The sequence below is a fragment of the Mojavia sp. genome (assembly GCF_059505145.1).
Genome location: NZ_JCACKA010000003.1, coordinates 1 through 7,942, shown reverse-complemented (window position 1 = coordinate 7,942; position 7,942 = coordinate 1). Strand labels below are relative to the sequence as shown.

The window sequence follows — 7,942 nt, the reverse complement described above, 5'->3', positions numbered from 1 at the left end:
TATCTTAACGGTTTACTTGCTATTTGAGTGTTTCTGCCAAAAGTGGATGCTCCCGCAAGATATAACAGGTGGAATTTTAATTGCAGTTTTTGAATTAATTCTAAATACCGACGACATTTTTCTTCTACAACATCAAGAGGTTCGCCTACTAAAAACAAATATTGGCAGTATTCTGCTGCTCCGTAACCTGCATACTCCAGATTGCCAGTTTCCAAACCATGTTGTACTCCTTCTAAATGGAACGGTAACGTGGTGCGAGTATGATTTTTCCAATGACCAATATGAGTTGCAAACAGAACATTTACACTGGCTCGTAATTCTTTGGCATTAAATTTATCTAGGAGGAAGAGCGCTAACTGTCCAAACTGATAACCAGAATCGGTATCTCCTAGAGTTTCACATAAAAGAGTTCCATACCAAGCATAGCCAAAAGCAGAAGCAGGGCAATTGCCAAAGTTGATCGAAAGATTTACTAAGGTAAAAACCGTCTGCTGAAATAGTTCGGGATTGAGAGTCCATGCTGGTGTAATTACATCAATGAGGATATCAGCAGCAGCTAATTTATGAGGATCTTTCATCTTTGGCAGATGAAGAAGTTCTTCAATCGCTTTAACCTGGGTTGGCAGGTTCGACTCTAACCGAACACCCAATAATTGCAGTACAGATAAACCGATATCTAAACAATCTTGCTGTTGATTTTGAACGATTCGCGCCTGAATTTGAACTTTATAAACCTTGACTCGATCGAGTAATTCTTTGGTTTGGTTCAGCACTGTGGTAATCAGTGCCTCCATTTGTTGATAATTACCATTGAGTAGGGAAACTTCTGCTCCCGCAGTGTAAAGCTCCAATGCTAAATTATATTGAGTTTGCCAACAATCAGGAGCGAGTAGATCTATTCCAATGGTGAAATATTTGAGGGCAGCTTCGTAAGCTGCTGAGGTTTTTGCTTTATGTCCTGCCATTAAATTCAGGCTAACTAATTGTTGCCGATCTAAGGGGGTAACAATTAAATCAATTGCCTGATTCCAATGGTTAACAATATCAAAAATATTATTGCTATCTAGTTCCGCTTGGGGCGTGTATTGCAACAGTAATCGACCAATTGTCAAATGAGTTGCTTGTTGTTGATCGTTAGCAATCAAAGAATAGGCAGCTTGTTGAACGCGATCGTGAATAAATTTGTATGTCAGGACTGTCTTTTTAATGTCGAGATCTAAGTTGCGATCCTCAGGTGCTTGTCCGAGATAAAATTTGTAAATCTCATTTTGAGGTAAAACAAATCCTTCCTGTAAACCTTTCCAAAGAGCATCCGCCACATCAGATTCAGAACGCTCACAAACGATCGCCAAAGTAGCCAAATCAAAACAGTTACCAATACAAGCCGCCAATTTCAAAACCGCCTGTGTCTCTACAGGCAGTTTCTGCAACTGCAATGCCATAAACTCTACCACATCATCGGTCAATGCCAACTGTCGCACCGCCGCCATGTCACATTGCCAATAACCCAGTTCTGATTGAAACTGAATCCAACCATCTTCGTGCAATGCTCTAAGAAATTGCGTTGTAAAAAAGGGATTTCCTTTAGTTTTCTGATATACCAACCGTGTGAGGGGTTGGGCTAATTCAACAGAACAACTGAGAGTGTCTGTTACTAACTGATTTACTGTTATTTCTCCTAAAGGTAACAAGGTAATGGTATTGAAAATCGCTTGTGCTTTCTGAATCTGTTCCAGTGTCAGCGTCAAGGGATGAGCCGGAAACACCTCATTGTCTCGATAGGCTCCCAGAATTAGTAAATATCCCGAACTGGCATCGCTCATCAATAATTGCAGCAAGTTCAGGGAAGCTGAATCTGCCCATTGCAAGTCATCTAGGAACATCACCAAGGGATGTTCTTTTGTAGTAAGAACTTGGATAAATTTTTGAAATAGTAAGTTAAAGCGATTTTGGGCTGCACTACCGGAGAGCTCTGGTATTGGCGGTTGTTTGCCAATAATTCGTTCTAGTTCCGGAATCACCTCCACAATCACCTGTGCGTTTTCGCCCACAGCCGCAAGAATTTTGGTTTGCCATGCTTTAAGTTGGGTATCGCTCTCACTCAGCAGTTGCCCCATCAAGTCACGAAAGGCTTGCACAAAAGCGGATAGGGGAATGTTGCGATTAAACTGGTCAAATTTGCCTTTGATGAAATAGCCTTGCTGACGGGTAATTGGCTTGTGGACTTCATTGACTACCGCCGTTTTTCCCACTCCGGAAAATCCGGCTACTAACATCATTTCTGTACTGCCATTGGCAACGCGCTCAAAAGCTTGCAGCAAGGTTGTAACTTCTATTTCTCGCCCATAAAGTTTTTCTCTAATGAGAAAGCGATCGCACACATCTGTCTGGGCAATTTCAAAACTCTCAATCCTGCCTGTTTGTTTTAGTTGATATAAACAATTCTCTAAGTCAACTCTCAATCCCAATGCACTTTGATATCTATCTTCGGCATTTTTCGCCATCAATTTCATCACAATATCTGCAAGCACTTGGGGGATTTCTTTTCTGTCCCCTAATGGCATAGGCATTTTCGCAATGTGGCAATGCACCAACTCCATCGGGTCATTAGATATAAATGGTAATTCTCCCGTTAATAATTCATAGAATGTTACACCTAGAGAATAAAAATCGCTGCGGTAGTCTATCCCTCGGTTCATTCTCCCTGTTTGTTCGGGGGAAATATAAGCGAGAGTTCCTTCTAAAATATTTGGATTTTTAATTTCTTGAGTTTCTTTAGGCAACAGAGAGGCAATACTAAAATCAATCAGTTTAACTTGTTTTGTTTGGGGATGAATCAGAATGTTTGTAGGTTTGATGTCTTTATGGATAACGCAGTTTCGGTGTAAATCATGAAGAATATTAGTTAATTGAATAGTAATTACCAAAAATTCCCTAAGGGAAAGGCTAGTTGTTTTAATATATTCTTGTAAAGAAATTTCTCCTTCATCTTCCATCACCAAAATATAAGTATTACCATAAGTTTCTAATGATAAAGGACGAATGATACCGGGAATGTTGAGATTTTTGCTAATGGTATATTGGTTACGAAATTGCAGTAATTCGTTGAAGCTGGGATATTTAGATGTCAAAAGTTTAATCACGACTGCGAGTTTTTCTTGCTCTCGAATAGCTCTATATACTTTAGTTCTGGAGCCTGCATACAATTGAGAGCTAATTTGATATCCGGGGATAACGGGAGTAGAGCTTGCAGCCGTCATTTATACTGACCTCATGGTGGGAATTTGCTTTTGTCTCATGAAATTAGTATTCCCCGCTACGATGCGAATTGTACAATCGGTATTTCACTTAGCAGGGCGGCAAACGGAAGTATTTTTGGAATCACTGTTTACTGTCATGGGAGTTGAGTTAGAACTGCCAGAACACTCAACCCTATGCCGCCGCTTGAGCAGGTTTTCCCAAGGGGAATAGAAACGCATTCTTTAATCAGGATGCTCAAGGTGTTATGCAATACCCCAGGATTAAAATGCGATGCTACACAGTTTTTACTCAATCAACGGAAATTGCAGGTGTGGGAATAGATGCTCATGGTGTAGACCCTGGACACGATCCGAGTGGGTGCTACGAACCGTCTGGTGTTAGCACAGTCTGGTATTGTGCTAGAAAATCTTACCAATTTAGACCAATTACCAACCAAGAGACTAAACTCGCGATCGCAGTTCTGAGATTACGTGGAGGTTCCGGTTCTCTTATAGGCGTGTTGGCTTTCGTACCTTAACTTTTGTGTTGCTTAGGCACAAGACTCGAAAAATGCCCCGCTGTACCATAAATAACTGACACGGGATTTGCTGGGATTTGCTGACCTACACCGCCACTACCCAATCGCACACCACAGACCTACAACCGTCCCCAAAGCTCACCCACACTTGCCACTGACTCAAATATCCATTCCATACTGGCTCACCATCAGCAACACCAACAGCATCACCAATCTTTGCAACTAGCTCAGTGTAGAAGTAATCTGCATTGTGTAGCCCCTGCCGCAATTTTAACCTTAACCCCTTCCAGCCAAGAGCAGCCTGATTTAATGTTTGGGAAATGTCCGGTGCGTCAGTAACTTGAGTTTGTATATCTATATTATTGGAGACTGACACGGAATCTGAATTTTGCGGCATTGATGATGTGTCACCAAAGGGTGTTTGTAACTTTATATTATTGGTGGCTGACACCGATTCATCCCGATTTAACCATTGCCCGAAAATCACATCACGCTTATCATCGGGTGAAACAAACTTATAAACACTCTCCCTTTTCCCCCTTGGCCCCAATCTACCCACATACGACAACCGCAAATCAATCTTGTCCAATAGTTTTTGTGCGATCGCCACAGGTGTCAGCTTATCCGAAATAGTCACGTTCAAGTAATTCTTGATGACATACCGATTCTCCACAGCCCTCGCCTTAAACTCCTGCATCCTCTCATCAGACCCCCGCAACTGCACCCCACTCGTGAGAAACTGCAACAAATTCATCTCCTCCAACAATAAGACTGCACTGATCATCTGCCCCTTGTTGAAATCAGGCTTCCAAATGGCATTTTCTCCAGCCTCAGCCATTCCCTTAGCCCGTTTGCCATCACGCTGAGTCAAGAATTCCCGCTCCAGCGTCAGATAGTAGTGCAGTCGTAGTTGAGGATACCAGCCATCATCATCTTTCTCCACCAAATCAGGTGTCACTTCAACTTCATAGCGACGGGACAATTCAGCCTTGCGCTGCTGATGTCTTTCGGTTGGGATTTTCGAGCGTTGATTTTGCAGTTTCTTGAGCTGGGCATCAGATATATCTTCAGAATTGGCGATTGCCTGACATTCATCTGCATATAATTCCTTTGATGCAGCCTTTACCTCTTTGACAATTTCCCCACCCTCATCAAGGTCAGGAGCATCAATTACAGAATACCCATCAGCCACCAATCCTTTCAGCACAAATTCCTGATAGCGCTTCATTTCGACGTTAATCACACAAGCTCGTTTACCCCAAGCTTGTAAAGATTCGGGTTGAAAATCCTGCTCAATGTAGCTGTAATCCTGATTATCAGCTGCGGACAGCAGGGCGATGTTAGCCTGTGTCGCAACGTGTTGACTCCGCAATAATCCACCAATAGAAGTTGAACCATTGCCCACAGTCCCCATACCATACCGACTGACCCAAATATGACGGTCAACAGTTTCACGTAATCTGGCTAACATCTGGCGTACTGAATTGACAGGTTGCACACCTTGAAATATCCCCCAAACTGCATCGAAATGGCCTTTGATATCGATAGAAACGCCTGTTTCCAAGCTGGGTGAGGCTATCACTAGGTCGTACTGTGTGAGAATTTCGTTGAGATGAGAGATACACCCGCAAGCTGGATGTGTGGGGTCGCCAACAGAATCGCTGTCAATACGCAGAATCCGTAGGTGTGGGAATTTCAACTGAAATCGTTGTTCCAGAGCCTGTGTACCCCATTTTGATTTAGCTTTTTGAGCAGAACAACATAATAAATGATGTCCCCCAAGAGTTATCGCCCGATCAAGTGCCGCAATCAAATTCTTAGGGTTGCTGCCAGAGTAGTTGTAACATCTACCAGAAAGGGGCTGATAGTTGTTGACTATAACAAAAGGATTAACCCGATATTCTCCCGCAAGTGAAAGAATGTATTTGACATCAGTATCTGAAACATCGGCGGAAGAAAGGTAAATTTTCCCGTGTTCGCTACCCAGGACATTCTGTACCAGTTGCTTGAGGTTTTTGAGTATGGATACCCGCCGCTTGGCTACATCTGTAGCAGAGTTGAGCAGATGCCAGAATACTTGGTCGCATTCATCAATAATAATGACATCGTTTGACCAGTCGTTGGGGTTGAATTTTGCTTGGCTCTCGTGATGCAACGAATCAATGCACACCCCATAGCCCAACAAATCTCTCGTTTCGGAATGATACATTTCGGTGACATAATTCACTCCAAAGCGATCGCACAATGCCTCACCCAACTGAATGCGGTGGGTGATGATGAGTACCCTACGCCCTTGGTCATGTGCTTTGGCAACCTCAGCAGATAACCATTCGGTTTTACCCGTTCCCTTGGGAGCTTTGAGGATTATCAGCTTTTCGCCAACGGGTGCAATCAGTTGACCCAAAAATCTTTGGTTGAGAGCGATCGCGGGTGGGTAAGTCAACAGAGTAAACAGCTTGATTTCCCACAATTCCAAGGTTTCGGCTGTATTATATAGTGCGTGAAATGCACCCCCACCTTTCGCCACTACAAAATCATCTACACCTTTTTCTGGCCCTGGTAAATCTATAACTCGCAGCTGACAACCTTCGGCAATCAACAACCGACCCATGCGACTAATGGCAGTTCTCACTCGCTGGACTGTTTCAGGCTTGGTATCATGGTCGAAGCAGATGTTGACCTGTCTACCCTTTGTGGCGAAATGCTTCAAATCGGGAATGAGAAATGGTTTACCAATGGCAGTACCGTACTCATCAGTTGGTGTACGGTAGCCTGCGTTAACTCCCGATATTGCGATCGCAGCATAGCCAGCAGTCAAAAGACAAGCGGCTTTCTTGGCTCCTTCGACGATAACCACTGGCACATTATGTTTCCACACCCAGTGCCAGAACCCCCAAGGGTGCATTAAATCCCCATCGGTTATGGGAATGCCGCAACGATTGGAGACTTTTACCCAGGTTTTTTTCGAGACTCGCAGGAATAAGGCGCGTGTTTGTTCTCGGTATGGGTGTTCGTACTTGATGTGCTTGTGGATTTTCTGGGGGTCTCGCCGGGGCTTGTTGGGTTTGAAGCAACCCCACATCATTGCAATGTAATCGTTTAAGGGGTCAACGCCACTGCACCACCAACCCCCATGTTCAATATGTCGGTATTTTTTTAAATCACCCTCACGTAACCGTCCATCATTGCGACGAGAGATTTTGTCACTGTAAAGCAAATAATCATAAGGTGTTGTGCCGGAGAGTGAACGCACATTTAGGGCAATAATCTCCTCGTCAACACCGCTATCAATCCATTCTTGTAGATGCTCTTGTTGTAAATTAGTCTCTGTTTTGGTCATATCTCCTCCTTAAATAAACGCATGGTGAAATAGCGGCATTACACCCATGCCGCCGATTGAAACTTTTGGGAATGCTTGTGCTGGCTATCTCACAAGCCAGCTATAGGGCTATCTGCTTCTCCACATATACGCATGGGGGCAGACTTGGGGCAGGGAGCAGGGAGCAGGGAGCAGGGGGAAAGATTCTCTCCCTTGCACCCTGCTCCGTTCCCCTTGTCCTCTTCTCCCCTCCGGTGTGTGGTCGAAAAGTTAGATTAATTCGCGTACTAACTACTTTGTTTGTTTTCGGTACTTGATGCAGATGTGTAGACTGACAGCCAGGGTGCATCACGAGCAAACTGCCATGCTCCAGCCAGAAGTCCGTCGGTTTTCCAGCGATGGGCTTAATCTGAAATTTTCGTGCAGCACCAAGACTCACTGATGCAATGGCTGGGTTAATCCCCATCGATGGCTCATTGTCAGAGTGCCACCCGATGGAATCCTGACTGCTGCGGTACTGATTCCCAATGACGATCCGGAAGTTGTACCCGGTGGCGGCAGTAATCTTATCTCTGAGTTGGGCTAGTGGTTCTGTCCAGGGCAGGGGCTTTAAAAAGACGCTCTTTGAGTAGAGGTAATCACATCCTTTATCGCCATAGATACACTCAAGACGAGGCACGGGAATAATCTTGCCCACCATTCTGATGTGATTCTGCTGCCATTCGAGTTGTTTGCAGTGCTGATAAAGTACGCCTGCCTCTTGGATGGTCAGAAAGTCGGGGTAGTAGGTAACGGGTGAACGAAAAAAGGTGTGGGGAATAAAAAACAGGTTAGCGTAGATAGTA

Annotated in this window: 5 protein-coding genes; 2 read left to right on the top strand and 3 right to left on the bottom strand. The window is 44.1% G+C overall.

All coding sequences use genetic code 11. The features are described from left to right. The coding region (locus AC5JL8_RS00135) for an ATP-binding protein (RefSeq protein WP_495877754.1) at positions 1-3,260 on the bottom strand (3,260 nt) is incomplete at its 3' end. A 37-nt stretch (positions 3,261-3,297) separates the two neighbouring features. Between AC5JL8_RS00135 and AC5JL8_RS00130 the strand changes: the two genes are divergently transcribed. Then, on the top strand, positions 3,298-3,471 hold the full coding sequence (locus tag AC5JL8_RS00130) for a transposase (RefSeq protein ID WP_495877753.1): 174 nt from the start codon (positions 3,298-3,300) through the stop codon (positions 3,469-3,471). A gap of 55 nt (positions 3,472-3,526) precedes the next feature. After that, entirely contained in the window at positions 3,527-3,778 is a 252-nt protein-coding gene (locus tag AC5JL8_RS00125) for a hypothetical protein (protein ID WP_495877752.1), read from the top strand. Between the two features lie 85 nt (positions 3,779-3,863). Here the strand turns inward: AC5JL8_RS00125 and AC5JL8_RS00120 are convergent, their stop codons facing one another. Together AC5JL8_RS00120 and AC5JL8_RS00115 are read right to left on the bottom strand one after the other, a co-directional pair. Then, the gene (locus AC5JL8_RS00120; RefSeq protein ID WP_495877751.1) at positions 3,864-7,118 is read right to left on the bottom strand and encodes a plasmid replication protein, CyRepA1 family; all 3,255 of its coding nucleotides are present in this window, start codon (positions 7,116-7,118) and stop codon (positions 3,864-3,866) included. A gap of 100 nt (positions 7,119-7,218) precedes the next feature. Next, positions 7,219-7,942 (bottom strand): alpha-ketoglutarate-dependent dioxygenase AlkB family protein (locus AC5JL8_RS00115; RefSeq protein WP_495877750.1); only part of this gene is annotated, 724 nt, incomplete at its 5' end.

Excerpts from the sequence above, each read along its gene's own strand:
- AC5JL8_RS00120 (WP_495877751.1), bottom strand. The coding sequence starts at position 7,118 with ATGACCAAAACAGAGACTAATTTACAACAAGAGCATCTACAAGAATGG.
- AC5JL8_RS00125 (WP_495877752.1), top strand. The coding sequence starts at position 3,527 with ATGCGATGCTACACAGTTTTTACTCAATCAACGGAAATTGCAGGTGTG.
- AC5JL8_RS00130 (WP_495877753.1), top strand. The coding sequence starts at position 3,298 with ATGAAATTAGTATTCCCCGCTACGATGCGAATTGTACAATCGGTATTT.